This window comes from Streptomyces sp. NPDC026500 (genome assembly GCF_055567635.1).
The window spans coordinates 125,223-140,829 of sequence record NZ_JBVHQB010000011.1; the positions used below are offsets into that span (position 1 = coordinate 125,223).

Sequence of the window (15,607 nt, forward strand, 5' to 3'; positions counted from 1 at the left end):
GGGCTTCACTTCAACGGTAGATCCGTCGTGGGCACCCCGCACGGCAACGCGGGTCGACCCCGGCGCCAGAGGGCAAGGGAGGTCAGCGCAGGCGCCGCGGGCCGCTCGACCCGCACGGGATCAAGGTCGGGGTCCAACCGGGCGGGCTGACCGCGGCCTGGCACGGACGGCCCGCCCGGGAGTGCCGTCTCACCGTGGAGCGACGGAAATGGAGGCAGGCGGCACCCAGGACTCCGGAGCATCCCGGCTCGTGGGTACTGCGGGCCGTCAGCCACGGCCCGATTGGCCCGTTCGTGGCTCCGAGAGGCGTCCGTATGCGGCCTGTCGGAGAGTGGACTGCGCCGAGACCTCCTGGAATGGACTTTCATGGACCGCTATCCCCCCATCGCCAACCATGGTCTGGTGGGCGACCTCCAGACCGCCGCCCTGGTGTCCTCCGAGGGCGTGGTGAACTGGTTCTGCTCGCCGAGGTTCGACTCGCCCAGCGTTTTCGCCTCGCTGCTCGACCACGACCGCGGCGGGTACTTCCGGCTGGCACCGGAACATTCGGACGTAACGTGCAAACAGCTCTACTACCCGGACACCGGCGTGCTGGTCACGAGGTTCATGTCGCCGGAGGGTGTCGGCGAGGTCGTCGACTGGATGCCCGCGAACACCAGCCGCACCCCCACCGACCGGCACAGCCTGATGCGGGTGATTCGCGTGGTGCGGGGCACCGTGCGGTTCCTGCTGGAGTGCAGGCCGCGGTTCGACTACGGCCGGGCCGACCATGAGCTGGATCTACGGCCTCAGGGGGCGGTGTTCCGGGGTCCCGGGATCGCGGGTCATCTGCAGGCGTCCTTCCCGCTGACGCGGGACGGGCAGGACATGAAGGGTGCGGTCACCCTCGGAATCGGCGAGTCGGCCGTCGCCGTGTTCACCACGTGCGCCGCCGACGGCGAGGCGCCGCCTCCGCTCACGGTCGAGGGCGCGACAGAGGCGTTGTGGCATGAGGTGGACTTCTGGCAGGGGTGGCTGCACACCTCCCGCTACCGGGGGCGCTGGGCCGAGATGGTGAACCGCTCCGCCATCACGATCAAACTCCTCACCTACCACCCGACCGGAGCGCCGGTCGCCGCCGCCACCATGGGCCTGCCGGAACAGGTAGGCGGTGAGCGCAACTGGGACTACCGGTACTCGTGGGTGAGGGACGGGTCGCTCTCGGTGCGGGCCCTGCTCGACCTCGGGTTCGCCGAGGAGGCGTCGGCGTTCACCAAGTGGCTGGGGGAGCGGATGCGCGACCGGGCGGACCTGCCCGGTGAGCGCCTGCAGATCATGTACCGGGTCGACGGGGACCCGCACCTGAGCGAGGAGATCCTCGACCACTGGGAGGGCTACCGGGGATCGAGCCCCGTCCGGGCCGGCAACGCCGCCGCCGACCAGCTGCAGCTCGACATCTACGGCGAGGCCCTCTACGCGATGGCTGAGGGCATGGACGTCAGCGAGGAGCTGGGCTTCCACGGCTGGAAGGGACTCGCCCGGACGCTGGACTGGCTGTCCGACAACTGGGATCGTCCGGACGAGGGAGTCTGGGAGACGCGCGGAGGCCGTAACGACTTCACGTTCAGCCGGGTGATGTGCTGGGTCGCCTTCGACCGGGGCCTGCGCCTGGCGACGGAACTGAGCCGGCCCGGCGACATCCCGCGCTGGCGCAACGCCCGTGACAGCATTCTGGAACAGGTGATGGACAAGGGCTGGAGCCAGGCCGAACAAGCCCTGGTGCAGCACTACGGCGGGGACGTCCTCGACGCCTCCCTCCTGCTGATCCCCCGCGTGGGTTTCCTCGCCGCGAAGAGCCCTGGCTGGCTCTCCACCCTGGACGCCATGGAGCGCAAGCTCGTATCGGACAGCCTCGTGTACCGGTACGACCCTGCCGCCTCCCCGGACGGCCTGCGCGGCTCGGAGGGAACCTTCAGCCTCTGCACCTATCTCTACGTCGACGCCCTGGCGCGCGCCGGACGGATCCGCCCGGCCCGCTACACCTTCGAGAAGATGCACACCTACGCCAACCACGTCGGCCTGTTCGCTGAGGAGATCGGCCCGAGTGGCGAGCAACTCGGCAACTTCCCGCAGGCGTTCACCCACCTTTCGCTCATCATGGCGGCGTCGACCCTGGACGAGGCCATCGACCGGCGGCGGCAGCATGGCTGAGGCGGAGCTCGGGCAGCCGGGTCCGGGAGCGCCGGACCCCGAGGCCGCCCCCAGTCCCGCCATCGGCGAGCGGTCGGCAGGAGAGTGCGTCTTGAGCATCCACGGTGAGGAACTCCCCCGTGGATGCTCTACGGGCCGGGCTCGCCGGGCGGTGAGGCGTCCGGGGGCGCCTCCTGGCGGTGCCGGCCCCCGATGCCCTGGGGGTCGGCCGTCCGTGCGTCGGCGCGGCGGGGGGCGTCGCCGAACTCTCTCTCGACCGCTTCGTCGAGGAGGCCGAGTTCGGCGCGGAGGGCGGGCCCGCACTCGGCCGGCAGCGTAGCGATGAGACCTTCGAGGAGGGCCCGGAGCCGTCGGCAGACCTGGACGGAGGTCGCACCGTAGTCGCGGATCTCGGTGACGGCGAGCTCCAGGTAGTTCTCCCACGGCCGCCCGGGCAGCACGACGCGTGGCCTGCCGCGGTCGTCCGCGAGCACGTAGTGGCTGCGGGTTCCCGCGCGTCCGACGGCGTGCAGGAACGCCTCGATGTGGTTCAGCACCTGGACGGCCGTGGTGGGGTCGTTGACCGCGGGGGAGAGGGCGCGGATGGCGATGTCGACCAGGATGCGCAGGGCGAAGGCCGGGTCCTGCTCGATCGTCCGCTCCGGACCGAGGGCGAGGAGGCCGGTCACCCGGCGAGGGCCGGGCGCGGACATACCGCCGTGGATCTCGACGATGGTGCCGCTGGGCGGCACGAAGTCGCCGACGGAGGCGGCCAGCACGAAGACGCAGTCGTGTCGCGCCGCGAGCGAGACCATGCCGGGTGCGTCGAACGCCTGGATGACACCGCCGCGTTCCGACCGGATGCGGGCCGTCGGGCCTGCCGTGCGCGGTGCCCCGTCGGGTGCCGCGCTGCTCCGTACGTGTGCCGCAGCGTGGTCGAGGACCTGTTCGCCCTGCCGTCCCACAATGTCTGCGATGGCCACCGGCCGCAGGTTGTGGGTGAAGCGGTTGAGGTAGATCAGCAGGAGCAGGAGGCTCACGGAGACGGCGACACCGGCGAGGGTCACGCCGAGGTTGGGCACCGAGTTGGTCTCGATGCTCCGCAGCAGTGTGTACGCGAACGAGAAGGTGCCGGTGAAGGTGGCGAGCACGGCCTTCTGCAACCGGTCGCGGTACCAGAGCCGCATGTAGCGCGGTGAGAGGGTGCCGGTGGCCTGCTGGATGACGAGGACGCCGATGGTGACGACGAACCCGAGCAGCGCGATCATCGCGCCGACCACGGAGCTGAGGACGCTGCTCGCGGTCGACGCGGAGTAGTCCCAGGTCTTCGGCAGCCAGGATGCCCCGTCCAGGGCGGACGCCGCCTCGGCCAGGGCGACGCCGAGCACGAGCCCGAACAGCGGGACGATCCACAGACTCGCCTTGGCGTACTGCCGGAGCCGGAAGCGGGCGGCCCAGGAGATCATACGGAGCCCATCAGTACGGCGGTGTCGTCCGGCAGCGGTGTGATCGTCTGCGTCCCGGTGACCGGTGCCAGCTGGCCGTCGGCACGGACCACGAACAGGATGTCGTAGTCCGAAGGGATCGGCCGGGATCCGGGCTGCACGTGGAAGCGGGCGCCCTGCTCGTAGCGGGCCGCCAGGTGGTGCCGGACGAGCGCGCGGCCGAAGAGGATGTCGCCGCCGGTGTAGGGGGCGACCACGCCGTGGCTGTCCCGCGGCGGCCCCACTCGGTAGACGGGCCCTTGCACATTGTCCTTGATGACGACGGAGGCGAGGGCGTTGAAATCGTCGTCGTCGGTGAGCAGGAAGACCGCCGTCACGCCCTCCAGGCGGGCGCGGGGGTTGGTCGCGGTCGCGAGCATCTCCCCGTGCGCGAGTTCGATTCCTGCCGTGGTGATCCGCTCGCGCTCCTCTTCGAGCCCGGCCCACATCAGGACGTCGAGTCCGGCAGCCTCCAGGGCCTTCCCCAGGCCGATCACCCACGGGGCCCCGCCCACCAGGAGCGGCCGCGTCCGCGCCGACCGGACGACGCCCAGCTTCCGGGCCACGGGCGCGGCGGTCAGAGCGTAGAGCAGGACGGTCCCCACGATCACGAGGAAAGTGATCGGCAGGATCTTGGAGGCGCCGGGCAGTCCCTCCGCCACGAGGGTGGCGGAGAAGGCGGACGCGGTCGAGGCGGCGACGATGCCGCGCGGCGCCATCCACCCGATGAAGCCCCATTCGCCCACCGTCAGGTCGGAACCCCAGGCCGCGGCGTATGCGATGAGCGGCCGGAGCACGAGCACGAGGATGGCGATCAGGATCAGTGAGGGGACGAGCACGGGCACCACGGAGGCAGGCGTGACGGCGGAGGAGATGGAGATGAACAGCAGGCCGATGATCATCTGCACGAGTGTTTCGAGGAAGGGCCGGCGAGCCGGCATGTCCATCCCCCGCAGGTTGGTGATGGCGAGTCCGGTGAAGATGGCGGCGATGAGACCGGTGTCGTCGCGGGCGATGTCGCAGCCCGCGGAGACGAGGATCACCGTCGCCAACTGGGCGAGGGTGCCCAGTGTTTCGCCGAGCCGCAGCTTGTACAGCGTCAGCCAGAGGATGGCAGTGCCCACCGCCCCGCCGACGAGGCCGACGCCCATGCTGATGAGGAACTGCCCGATCTGGTAGCCCCGGCCGAGGTCGATCCGGTGAGAGGTCGCGACGGCGTGGAAGACGACGGCTCCGAGGATGCCTCCGATCGGGTCGGTCAGCGTTCCCTCCCAGATCAGGATGCGCCGCAGCCGGTCCGTCGGCCGGACGTATTCGAGCAGGGGACCGACGACAGTGGGACCGGACACGACGAGGATCATGCCGATCATCGCGGCCACCCGGAGCGGGATGCCGAACAAGGCCGGCCCGATACCCCCCACGGCGAGGAACGTGACCAGGATGCCGATGATCAGCAGTCGCAGGACGATTCCGCGGGTACGGCCGGTGAGGTTGCGCAGGTTCAGGCCGAGGCCCGCGTCGTAGAGGATCACGGAGACGGACAGCGAGACCAGCGCGGGGAAGTCCGGGCCGATGAGTCGTGCTGGGTGAATGACGTCGGTCAGGGCGCCCGCCGTGAATCCGACCGGCAGGAGGACGATCAGCGCGGGGACACGCAGCTTGTTCGCCAGGATCTGCGAGCCCGTGGCGAGGGCGACGGTCAGGGCGATACCCAGGAGGATGTCCTCGTCGGTCACAGCGGTCGTCCTCCTTCTGACGCTCGGGGCCCGTGGGATTCAATCGCGTCCACAAGGCCCGCATCCGCCTGTCGCAGCCGGACGCGTCTCCCACCACCCGATCGGCCCCGCGAGCCCCCCTGTGGACCGCCGCGACGGCGGGGTTGTCCGGGGTGATCGGCTCCGGACGGAGTGTGCTCGTCATGCGGAACCACAAGTGGGTTGATCAAGTGAGCCGCGACGTCCACGCGGGTGAACGCGGAAGCCCCGGTGTCCCGTCAGCGACGGTCACACCGGGGCGCCTCGCCGTGACGGCGAGCCGTTCGATCAACGATCGAACGAGTGAGGAGTCAAGCGGATGTCTGTCTCGGCCTTATGTCCTTGGGGACGGCCGCGGGCCACTGACGGGGAGAAAGGGGTGTCCCGAACGACGAGCTCCGTCGCCCGAGCCGTCCCTCATCCCACCGTCCACTTCTGGTTGGCTCCGCCGCCGCACGTCCAGATCTGGAGCCGGGTGCCATTGGCCGAGTTGTTGCCCGTGACATCGAGACACTTGTCGGCCTGCGGGTTCACGATGTCGTGAGCCGCGGTGACCGTCCATTTCTGGTTGGGGCCGCCGGTGCAGTCCCACAGCTGGACCGTCGAGCCGTCCGCCGTACCGTTGCCGGTGACGTCCAGGCACTTGCCGAGTGCGCGGATCGTGCCGTCCGAGGACACGGTCCACTGCTGGGCGCCGGTGCCGTTGCAGTCGTAGAGCTGTGCGGGCGTGCCGTTGGCCGAGTTGGCGCCGGCCACGTCCACGCACTTGCCCGCGAGGCCCTTGATCGGACGGGCGGTGCCGCCCGAGCTGTCGCTCGTCGTCACCTTCACCTCGTCGACGACGAGTTGCTGCGGGAAGGCGGTGGAGCCGTCGGGGTCGCCGGGCCAGTAACCGCCGACCGCGAGGTTGAGGATCAGGAAGAACGGCTTGTTGAACACCCAGGTGTTGCCGCCCACATCGGCGGGCGTCCGCCGCTGGTAGACCGTTCCGTCCACCGACCAGCTGATCGAGTTCGGTGCCCAGCCGACCGCGAAGGTGTGGAAGGCGTCCGCGAATGCCTGGCCGTTCGGCAGGGAGTACGGGGCGCCGATACCGGCGGACCCGGAGTACCCCGGACCGTGGATCGTGCCGTGCACGGTGGACGGCTCGTAACCGACGTTCTCCATGACGTCGATCTCACCGGAGTTCGGCCAGCCGACCTGCCCGATGTCGCTGCCGAGCATCCAGAACGCCGGCCACATGCCCTGTCCGCGCGGGATCTTCATCCGGGCCTCGACATGGCCGTACGCGGTGGTGAACTTCCCGGAGGTGTTCATCCGGGCCGACGCGTACTGGCATGTGCCGTACCAGCACTGGTAGTTGGCCGGATTCTCCTTGCGGGCCGTGATCACCAGATGGCCCTGGCCGTCCAGCGCCGCGTTCTTGTTGCCCGAGGTGTAGTACTGCCGTTCGTGGTTGTTGACGTTGTCGCCGGTCTCCATCTGCCACTTGGAGGAGTCGACGGCCGAACCGGCGGGACCGTCGAAGGTGTCGTCGAACGTCACGGCCGCGGTGGCCGCAGCCGGACCCGCGTGGGCGGGAGCGACGACGGCCGAGGCGGAGGCGACGAGCGCGGCGAACAGCGCGGCGAAGAGGCATCTTCGGAGCAGGCGTGGGGAGTCCATGACTCTCATTTCCGTACGGCTTCCCTAGGGCGGGTGGGCCGACTGAGGTGGGGGGTGCATGCTTCGCCTCTTGATTTAAGGAGTGAGGTAACGGGGTGTCAATACTCTGGTCCGGACCAACAGTTGAGGGGTTGCCTCAGGCGCGAAGACGCTTCCTGGGGTGCACCGCCCGGCCGAGCCGCCGACCCAGAAGCAGGTAACCCACCAGCGCGCCGGTCGTGTTGAGGATGACGTCGTCGATGTCGAAGGAACGTCCGGTGATGAGCGCTCCCTGAACGAGCTCGACCAGGAGCATGACCGCCGCGGTGAGTGCGAGGACGCGCAGGATTCCGCGGGTCTTCGGGAACACCACGGGCAGCAGCACGCCGAAGGGCACCCCGAGCACGAGGTTCCCGCCGATCTGCTTGACGGCGTCGCGCAGCTCCGGCTGGTCGAGATAGGCCCGCAGGGAGCGTCCGGGGTGAAGATTGTCGTGGATCAGGGCCGTGGACGCCGGTGAGGGCTCCAGTGTCAGCCGGGCCAGCGCGACGGCGAACGCCACCATGGCGGCGAAGGCGAGCAGCATGGCCAGCAGCCGGAAGGGCAGTGCCAGGGCCCGGGTCTCCCGCTCCGGCGCCGGAGCCGGTGGCGGCGTCCCGCGGCCGAAGAGCCACCGCGACCTCGCCGCCTTCCCCCGCTCCGCCTTCGACGCCGCCTTGCCCCGGTCGGCCTTCGACGCCGGCTTGCTCCGCTCGGCCTTGGACGCCGGCTTCTTCCGGTCCGATTCCGACTTCGGCTCCGATCCCGACTTCGGCGCCGGTTTCCGGCGACCGGCTTTCGCGGCACGAGCACGCAACGCGGTACGGACCATGAGACCCTCCCGTTTTCAACTGCTCTCTGGTGCAGCCCGCTTACCCCCGATGGGGCCGAGAATGCCGTGGGGCTCGGTGAAGGGGAGGGCTTCGCGGCACGGGGGGTGATTTACGGCCAGGGGATGCCCCGGCGCGGCACCTCGGCCGAACCGGCGTTCGGCCGGGGTGTCCCACTCCGGGAAAGTGGAGTGTGTCTAGGCGTCCTTCGCCTTCGCGTAGTCGGTGGCCATGCCTCCGGCGAAGTCGTAGACGACGACCTGTTCGTCGCCCACGACCCAGGCGTCGTGCCCGGGCGGGCACACGAAGACGTCGCCGGGTCCTACCTCGCCCTCGCCGCCGTCGTCCATGGTGAGGTGCATCCGTCCCTGTACGACATAGCCGTTGTGGTGGACCTCGCAGCTCTTCGTTCCCGCGATCGGGCCGACGGACTCGGACCAGCGCCAGCCCGGTTCGAAGGTTCCCACCGCGAAGTCGAGCCCGCTCATGTGGACCGCTTCCAGGTGGCCGCGCGGGAAATCGCGTCGCTCATCGGGCTTGTCCACCGTCTTGATCTCCAGCATGACGGCTCCCTTCCGTTTCCCTCCTCCATCGTCTGCCCGTCGGCGGGGGACTGCCATCCGGAGGGCCGCCTCCGGGACGGCCGCAGGCACCGGGTGTGACCGGGGGCTCGCCCCGGCGCCGTGGGTACCGCCCGGACTCAGGCACCGTAGGTGACCGTCACCTCCTTGAAGCCGAGAGAGCGCAACAGGCCTTCGAGCATGCCGGTGGTGTTCGCCTCGGCCCGCGCGGTGAGGCGGCTGTCCTGCGCGGCCTTGCCGATGTGTTTGGCCGCGAGCCGCTGCACGGCCCGCTCGTCGTTCGGGTTGTCCGAGAAGATGTCGCCGATCCGGTCGAGGAGGCCGCGCTGCTTCGAGACGGCGTAGGAGTGGTCGGGGTCGAGGGCGGGCTTGCCCAGCGCCGCGTGCGGCAGATGGAGCGTGGCCGACGTACGGTCGCCGTTGACCGTCACGTCCTTCTGGTCGATGTGCCCGAGATCGACATAGGCGTCGACGGTGCCGGCCCCCACGTACAGCGTGCGGGTGCCGCGGATCGCGTCGGGCAGGTACTTCGCGTCCTTCTCCAGGTCCACGACCACCTGGAAGTTGCCCGACGCGGCGTCGTAACGGCTCATGTCCTGGATGGACTTGAGGAGCGCGGGGCCCGAATTGTCGTGGGTCTCCGTGCCGAAGACATCGCGCAGCCCCGGCAGAACGGCCAGCCGCAGCCCGGCGAAGACCACCACGAGCACCAGCACGAAGGCGGAGACCACCTTCGCCCAACCGGGCATGCGTTTGATGGACGTCGTCATGTCGACGGTCCTCCTTTCAACCGTCCGTGTACCCCCCAAGCCCCTTGACAGGCCGACCGGTTGGCGTGCGGATTCCGGTGCCGGGAGACCGTGGTGCCGTCCGTCGGAAGGCGCGCGGACGAGTCGGTGCGGCGGCCGGGCCACCCGGACACCGAGCCCCGACTGCTGTGCCCGATGCGCCGGTGCGTGCGGCCTGAAGGGCGGGCGGCCCGGCACGGCCGCTCGCCGGGCGTTGTCCGGGCCCGGACCGGCACCCCGCGACCGGATCCGCAACCGGGATTCCCCCCGGTCGAAGGCCTGAAAGGCGCCCAGTAGCATGAGGTACGCACTCCGGGCCGATCTTGCCAGCCGGCGACGCAACCCGGTTCGATCATGCGAGGAGCGGTCGTGCGTGACATCGCCGTGTTCAGCGGTAGTGCCCATCCCGAGCTCGCGGCCGAGCTCTGCGCGCACCTCGGTGTGCCCCTCAGTCCGACCCGTGTCAGCCGGTTCGCCAATGACTGCCTGGAGGTCCAGCTCCAGGCCAACTGTCGCGAGCGTGATGTCTTCCTCGTGCAGCCGCTGGTCACTCCTGTGCAGGAGCATCTCGTCGAGCTGCTGATGATGTGCGACGCGGCGCGCGGTGCCTCCGCCGGTCGGATCACCGTGGTCATGCCCCACTATTCGTACGCCCGTTCGGACAAGAAGGACATGCCGCGGATCTCCATGGGCGGCCGGCTCGTGGCGGATCTGCTGGTGGCGGCCGGCGCCAGCCGTGTCCTCGCGATGACACTCCACTCCCCGCAGGTGCACGGCTTCTTCTCGGTGCCGGTCGACCATCTGCACGCCCTGCGGGAGCTGGCCGCCCACTTCCGGGCCAACGACCTGTCGCGCACCACGGTGGTCTCGCCCGATCTCGGCAACGCGAAGGAGGCCGCGGCCTTCGCGCGGCTGATCGGGGCCCATGTGGCCGCCGGTGCCAAGCAGCGGTTCGCCGACGACCGCGTGAGCATCAGCACCGTCATCGGTGAGATCACCGGACGCGATGTCATCGTGCTGGACGACGAGATCGCCAAGGGCAGTACGGTCCTCGAACTCCTGGAGCGTCTGCGTGAGTTGGGACCGCGGTCGATCCGGGTCGCCTGCACCCACGGGCTGTTCGCGGCGGGCGCGCTCAAGCGGCTCAGCGAACAGCCCGACGTACTGGAGATCGTCTGCACGAACACCGTGCCGATCCCGGTGGAGGAACACACGGAGAAACTCAGCGTGCTGTCCATCGCCCCGGCGCTCGCGGAGGCGGTGCGGCGCATTCACAACGGTGAGTCCGTCAGCGCCCTGTTCGACGCGCCCCGGAACCAATAGACAGGAGGGAGCGGAACTTCCCTCCCGTCCGCTCGGTCACCAGGAGCGGCTGCCGTGCCCGGCCGGGAAGCCGCGGAGCAACGCTCGGCGTCACCCAGGTGATCAGGAGGGCTCGCAGTGGCCAAGGCGAAATTCGAGCGGACCAAGCCGCATGTGAACATCGGCACCATCGGGCACATCGACCACGGCAAGACGACCCTCACGGCCGCCATTACCAAGGTCCTGCACGACCGTTTCCCCGATCTGAACCCGTTCACGCCGTTCGACCAGATCGACAAGGCGCCCGAGGAACGGCAGCGCGGCATCACGATCTCGATCGCCCATGTCGAGTACCAGACGGAGAACCGGCACTACGCGCATGTGGACTGCCCGGGGCACGCGGACTACATCAAGAACATGATCACGGGCGCCGCGCAGATGGACGGCGCGATCCTCGTGGTCGCGGCGACCGACGGTCCGATGCCGCAGACCAAGGAACACGTCCTGCTGGCCCGGCAGGTCGGCGTCCCTTACATCGTGGTCGCGCTCAACAAGACGGACATGGTGGACGACGAGGAGATCCTGGAACTCGTCGAGCTGGAAGTGCGCGAACTGCTCAGCGAGTACGAGTTTCCGGGCGACGACGTCCCGGTCGTCCGGGTCTCCGCGCTGAAGGCGCTGGAGGGCGACCCGAAGTGGAGTGCGACGATCCTCGAACTCCTCGCGGCCGTCGACGCGTTCGTGCCAGAACCGGTGCGGGATGTGGACCGGCCGTTCCTGCTGCCGATCGAGGACGTCTTCACCATCACGGGCCGCGGCACGGTCGTCACCGGCCGGATCGAGCGCGGGGTGCTGAAGGTGAACAGCGAGGTCGAGATCATCGGCATCCACGAGCAGAAGACGCGCACCACCGTCACCGGCGTCGAGATGTTCCGGAAACTCCTCGACGAGGGCCGGGCGGGCGAGAATGTCGGGCTGCTGCTGCGGGGAGTGAAGCGCGAGGACGTGGAGCGGGGGCAGGTCGTCATCAAGCCGGGTTCGGTGACCCCGCACACCCGGTTCGAGGCACGCGCCTACATCCTCTCCAAGGACGAGGGTGGCCGGCACACGCCGTTCTTCGACAACTACCGTCCGCAGTTCTACTTCCGTACGACGGACGTGACCGGAGTCGTGACCCTGCCCAGGGGGACGGAGATGGTCATGCCCGGCGACAACACCACCATGGAGGTGCAGTTGATCCAGCCGATCGCGATGGAGGAAGGACTGAAGTTCGCCATCCGTGAGGGCGGCAGGACGGTCGGCGCCGGGCAGGTCACGAAGATCCGGGAGTAGGCGGCGGGGTTCGCCGGGCTGTCAGGACAGGTCCGAAGTGGCCTCCGGACGACTCAGCGCCTCCTCCAGCGAGGCGGAGGGCGGCAGGATCCGCGAGAGCCCGGTGAGCCGGAACATGCGGAGCGTCAGCGGATGGGTGCAGACCAGGTGGAGACGGCCGCCCCGGTCGAGGATCCGGCGTCTGGCGCGGTACAGCAGCCGCAGACCCGAGCAGTCGAAGAACTCGACGCACCGCAGGTCGATCACGACCTGCGGTGCCGGGTTCGAGGTCACCGCGTCCAGGAGCGGGGCGATCTCCGTCGTGGTGAGCAGGTCGATCTCCCCGTGCAACTCCAACACCACATGACCGTGGTCATGGTGGATACGCAGATGCCTGGTGGGCGGTACGGGGTCGCTCGCCACGCGGACATCACCTCCAGCCGGCTGTTGACCTGCTCCCGAAGGCAGGAGGGCAGGGTCACCGGGGGCCGGGGCGACGATACGTCAAGTGATCACTGAACACGACCCCGGGCACCGGCGGATGCAAATCCGTTCCTTGCTCTGCAAGTTACCCTCGTTGGGCTGAATTCCAGCATGTTCGATTGACATATGTCTTCGCTGTGCGCCGCGAGTTGGCCAACTGTGCGCCCCAGTGCCGTCAGTCGACCACCAGGACGAGCTTCCCCGCCGTCCGGCCGGTGTCTCCCAGGGCGTGTGCCTTGGCGGCATCGGCCAGCGGGAAGGTCTCGGCGATCGTGGGGCGCAGCGCGCCCTTCTCGACGAGATCCGCGACCGACCTCATCCCGGCCTGGTCGGCATCGACGAGCATCCGCACCGCGCGGACCCCGAGCCGCTCGGCCTGCTCGTGGAACTCGTCGGTCCCGACCGGCAGGATGGAGACGACCACTCCGCCGGGGCGCAGCACGCGCAGCGAGCGCAGTCCGGTCTCGCCGCCGATCGTGTCCAGTACGACATCGACGTCGCGCACGGCCTCGGTGAAGTCGACGCCGGTGTAGTCGATCGGCTCGTCCACGCCGAGGGACCGCAGGAAGTCGTGCTTGCCCGCGCTCGCGGTGCCGATGACGTACGCGCCGAGGGCCTTGGCGATCTGAACGGCCACATGGCCGACCCCGCCGGCCGCCGCGTGGATCAGCACCCGCTGTCCGGGCCGCAGGCCGGCCTGTTCGGTCAGTGCCTGCCACGCGGTCAGCGAGACCAGCGGGAGCGCGGCGGCCTGCGTGTGGTCGAGCACCGACGGCTTCCGGGTGAAGGCGCGGACCGGACCGGTCACGTACTCGGCGTGCGATCCGTGGCCGAAGGGGTAGGGCAGCATGCCGAAGACCTCGTCCCCGGGCTGGAAGAGGGCGACGCCGATTCCGGTCGCCTCGACCACGCCGGAGACGTCCCAGCCGAGGACGAAGGGCGGCTCGCCGAGGAATCCTCCGGTCGCGCGGTGCTTCCAGTCGGTCGGGTTGACCCCGGCGGCCCGTACCCGGACCAGGATCTCGTTCGGCCGCGGCGTGGGCCGCTCCAGGGTCACTTCCTCAAGAACTTCGGGACCGCCGAGGACGGTCTGGCTGATGGCTCGCATGGTGTTCACAGTGCTCATGGTGAACCAGCCTGCCCGGGCGCACTCTCTGGGAAAATGGCAGAATTGCCAACCTTCGATAGGATCGTGCCATGCAGGATGTGGAGCGGGTCGTGGTCCTGGCGCTCGACGGCGTCTATCCCTTCGAGCTGGGCATGCCCAGCCGGATCTTCGGCGCGGCGGAAGGCCGCTACGAGGTGGTGACCTGCACGGTCGACGGAGGGCCGGTCCGCACCGACGCCGACTTCTCCATCGCCGTCGATCACGGTCCCGAGGCCCTGCGCACGGCGGACACGGTGGTGATCGCGGCCGTCACTCCGGCCCGGGTCTCCGCCACGCTCTCCGACGAGGTCGCCGCCGCGCTGGCGTTCATCCGTCCGGGTACCCGGGTCGTCTCCATCTGCACGGGCGCGTTCTTCCTGGCCGCCGCCGGGCTGCTGGACGGGCGCCGGGCGACCACGCACTGGTGCGTGTCGGACGCGTTCCGGCGCATGTTCCCACTGGTCGAGCTGGACCCGGACGTCCTGTTCGTCGACGACGGCGAGATCCTCACCTCGGCCGGTGCCGCGTCCGGCATCGACATCTGCCTGCACATCGTCCGCCGCGACCACGGCAGCGAACTGGCCAACCGGGTGGCCCGGCGGTGCGTGGTCCCGCCGCTGCGCGAGGGCGGCCAGGCCCAGTACATCGAGCAGCCCGTGCCGGAGCCCTCGACCGCGAGCACCGCCGCCACCCGCGACTGGGCCCTGGCGCGCCTAGGCGACCCGCTGACCCTGACCGATCTCGCCGCCCACGCAGGAATGAGCCTGCGCACCTTCGCCCGCCGCTTCAACGACGAGGTGGGCCTGAGCCCCGGCCGCTGGCTCATCCAGCAGCGGGTCTCCCGGGCCCGCCATCTGCTGGAGGCCAGCGATCTGCCGGTGGACCGGATCGCGGGCGAGGTCGGCTTCGCGACGGGCGCCTCGCTGCGCCAGCATCTGCAAGCGACGATCGGCGTCTCGCCCCTGACGTACCGCCGCACCTTCCAGACCACACGCTGACGACCGGACCTTCGTCGACACCGGGCTTTCCGCGGACCACCGCACTTTCGTCGACACCGGGCCTTCCGCTGACCACCGCACCTTCGTCGACACCGGGCCGTCCGCGGGCCGCCGGACTTTTGTCCGCACCGGGCCGCATGCCGACGGATGAACGAACGTCCGCACCCGTGCGTCGTAGGAGGGCGAACGAGGGTTGAGGGACAGGGGTGGGGATGCGCAAGGGGATCGTGGCGGTGGTGCTGGTGGGGCTCGCGGCGGTGGGGTGCGGCGGGGGGAACCGCGACGGCCTGGTGGTCAAGGGCCAATCGCCCGCCAGTCCGTACGCCGGGCGGTTGGACCTGCCGTTCAAGGAGAGCGCGGACGGCGGCCGGGAGGCCGAGGAGGCTTCGGGTGCGGCCGGCCGGGCACTGGAGTGCGGCGGCTCGATCCACGCGGGCGAAGCGGGCGACGGGTGGAGCAAGGGAGACGGCGGTTCGACCCCCGAGGAGGGGCTGAACGCGTACTTCGACATCTATCAGCCCGAGGTGCCGGAGTACGGCTATCGGGTGGAGCGCCGCGCAGGTGACCGCGTCCTCTTCTCCTTCGACGTCAAGGGCCGGACCAAGGTCGCCGTCGTCGTCGCCAAGGATCAGCCGCAGCGCCCGGGTTGGGGCCTGGAGATCAGCGCGTCCTGCGACCCGTCGGAGTTGCCGGCGAGCTACACCGAGTCGAAGGGCTACGAGATCTGGGAGGACCGGGAAGGCCACCGCGTGCCGACCACGACGGTGAGCAGTGCGGCCGGCGGCGAGCACTGCGACTGGCAGAGCGCGCACTTCCTCGACCTGGGCAGTGGCCGAGACTCCCGGCAGTACGTGCGCGATCCGCGCGGGCTCTTCGGGAACGAGTCGCTCAAGGCCCGGTACGACGGGGACGTCCGCATGCCCGCCGACGCGCGGGACACCGGCTACCACTACCGCGACTGGCACCTCTGGCTGGCGCCGGACAAGTCGACGGCGTACGTCCGCACCTCCGACGGGGTGGAGGCATGGCCTGCGGCGAGGTCGGGTCTCGGCTGTATGTAAGGGCCGTCGATCCGGG

At 69.7% G+C, this 15,607-nt stretch carries 13 protein-coding genes; 5 read left to right on the top strand and 8 right to left on the bottom strand.

Annotated elements, in window-relative coordinates:
- Window positions 1-366 precede the first annotated feature (366 nt).
- Complete coding sequence (locus ACZ4N5_RS21360; RefSeq protein WP_467758635.1) at window positions 367-2,190, top strand: glycoside hydrolase family 15 protein; 1,824 nt, start codon at window positions 367-369, stop codon at window positions 2,188-2,190.
- A gap of 128 nt (window positions 2,191-2,318) precedes the next feature.
- Here the strand turns inward: ACZ4N5_RS21360 and ACZ4N5_RS21365 are convergent, their stop codons facing one another.
- The 6 genes from ACZ4N5_RS21365 to ACZ4N5_RS21390 form a co-directional block, all read right to left on the bottom strand.
- A complete protein-coding gene (locus ACZ4N5_RS21365; RefSeq protein ID WP_467758636.1) occupies window positions 2,319-3,635 on the bottom strand; it encodes a DUF2254 domain-containing protein in 1,317 nt (438 codons plus the stop codon).
- On the bottom strand, window positions 3,632-5,389 hold the full coding sequence (locus tag ACZ4N5_RS21370; protein WP_467758637.1) for a cation:proton antiporter: 1,758 nt from the start codon (window positions 5,387-5,389) through the stop codon (window positions 3,632-3,634). The genes ACZ4N5_RS21365 and ACZ4N5_RS21370 overlap by 4 nt, the downstream gene beginning before the upstream one ends.
- Window positions 5,390-5,824: 435 nt before the next feature.
- Window positions 5,825-7,072 carry a ricin-type beta-trefoil lectin domain protein gene (locus ACZ4N5_RS21375; protein ID WP_467758638.1) on the bottom strand — a complete coding sequence of 416 codons (1,248 nt, stop codon included), beginning with the start codon at window positions 7,070-7,072 and terminating at the stop codon, window positions 5,825-5,827.
- 136 nt (window positions 7,073-7,208) lie between these two features.
- Window positions 7,209-7,922, bottom strand: coding sequence for a VanZ family protein (locus tag ACZ4N5_RS21380; protein WP_467758639.1), 714 nt, complete (start codon window positions 7,920-7,922; stop codon window positions 7,209-7,211).
- A 195-nt stretch (window positions 7,923-8,117) separates the two neighbouring features.
- A complete protein-coding gene (locus ACZ4N5_RS21385; RefSeq protein ID WP_453279838.1) occupies window positions 8,118-8,483 on the bottom strand; it encodes a cupin domain-containing protein in 366 nt (121 codons plus the stop codon).
- Window positions 8,484-8,620: 137 nt separating this feature from the next.
- On the bottom strand, window positions 8,621-9,271 hold the full coding sequence (locus ACZ4N5_RS21390) for a DUF4230 domain-containing protein (RefSeq protein WP_467758640.1): 651 nt from the start codon (window positions 9,269-9,271) through the stop codon (window positions 8,621-8,623).
- A gap of 387 nt (window positions 9,272-9,658) precedes the next feature.
- On the opposite strand from ACZ4N5_RS21390, the gene ACZ4N5_RS21395 reads away from it, so the two are divergent.
- Window positions 9,659-10,612: a ribose-phosphate diphosphokinase gene (locus ACZ4N5_RS21395; RefSeq protein WP_467758641.1), complete on the top strand. Its 954-nt coding sequence runs from the start codon at window positions 9,659-9,661 to the stop codon at window positions 10,610-10,612.
- A 117-nt stretch (window positions 10,613-10,729) separates the two neighbouring features.
- Window positions 10,730-11,923: an elongation factor Tu gene (tuf, locus tag ACZ4N5_RS21400; protein WP_467758642.1), complete on the top strand. Its 1,194-nt coding sequence runs from the start codon at window positions 10,730-10,732 to the stop codon at window positions 11,921-11,923.
- Window positions 11,924-11,944: 21 nt separating this feature from the next.
- Here the strand turns inward: tuf and ACZ4N5_RS21405 are convergent, their stop codons facing one another.
- Window positions 11,945-12,325 (bottom strand): anti-sigma factor antagonist, encoded by a 381-nt coding sequence (locus ACZ4N5_RS21405; RefSeq protein WP_467758643.1) that lies wholly within the window; start codon window positions 12,323-12,325, stop codon window positions 11,945-11,947.
- Between the two features lie 235 nt (window positions 12,326-12,560).
- Window positions 12,561-13,511 carry an NADP-dependent oxidoreductase gene (locus tag ACZ4N5_RS21410; RefSeq protein WP_467758644.1) on the bottom strand — a complete coding sequence of 317 codons (951 nt, stop codon included), beginning with the start codon at window positions 13,509-13,511 and terminating at the stop codon, window positions 12,561-12,563.
- A 71-nt stretch (window positions 13,512-13,582) separates the two neighbouring features.
- Here ACZ4N5_RS21410 and ACZ4N5_RS21415 point away from each other — a divergent pair, with 71 nt between their 5' ends.
- Entirely contained in the window at window positions 13,583-14,530 is a 948-nt protein-coding gene (locus ACZ4N5_RS21415) for a GlxA family transcriptional regulator (protein ID WP_467758645.1), read from the top strand.
- A 212-nt stretch (window positions 14,531-14,742) separates the two neighbouring features.
- The gene (locus ACZ4N5_RS21420; RefSeq protein ID WP_467758646.1) at window positions 14,743-15,591 is read left to right on the top strand and encodes a hypothetical protein; all 849 of its coding nucleotides are present in this window, start codon (window positions 14,743-14,745) and stop codon (window positions 15,589-15,591) included.
- Window positions 15,592-15,607: the final 16 nt, after the last annotated feature.

Excerpts from the sequence above, each read along its gene's own strand:
- ACZ4N5_RS21360 (WP_467758635.1), top strand. The coding sequence starts at position 367 with ATGGACCGCTATCCCCCCATCGCCAACCATGGTCTGGTGGGCGACCTC.
- ACZ4N5_RS21365 (WP_467758636.1), bottom strand. The coding sequence starts at position 3,635 with ATGATCTCCTGGGCCGCCCGCTTCCGGCTCCGGCAGTACGCCAAGGCG.
- ACZ4N5_RS21375 (WP_467758638.1), bottom strand. The coding sequence starts at position 7,072 with ATGGACTCCCCACGCCTGCTCCGAAGATGCCTCTTCGCCGCGCTGTTC.
- ACZ4N5_RS21380 (WP_467758639.1), bottom strand. The coding sequence starts at position 7,922 with ATGGTCCGTACCGCGTTGCGTGCTCGTGCCGCGAAAGCCGGTCGCCGG.
- ACZ4N5_RS21385 (WP_453279838.1), bottom strand. The coding sequence starts at position 8,483 with ATGCTGGAGATCAAGACGGTGGACAAGCCCGATGAGCGACGCGATTTC.
- ACZ4N5_RS21390 (WP_467758640.1), bottom strand. The coding sequence starts at position 9,271 with ATGACGACGTCCATCAAACGCATGCCCGGTTGGGCGAAGGTGGTCTCC.
- ACZ4N5_RS21410 (WP_467758644.1), bottom strand. The coding sequence starts at position 13,511 with ATGAGCACTGTGAACACCATGCGAGCCATCAGCCAGACCGTCCTCGGC.
- ACZ4N5_RS21415 (WP_467758645.1), top strand. The coding sequence starts at position 13,583 with ATGCAGGATGTGGAGCGGGTCGTGGTCCTGGCGCTCGACGGCGTCTAT.
- ACZ4N5_RS21420 (WP_467758646.1), top strand. The coding sequence starts at position 14,743 with ATGCGCAAGGGGATCGTGGCGGTGGTGCTGGTGGGGCTCGCGGCGGTG.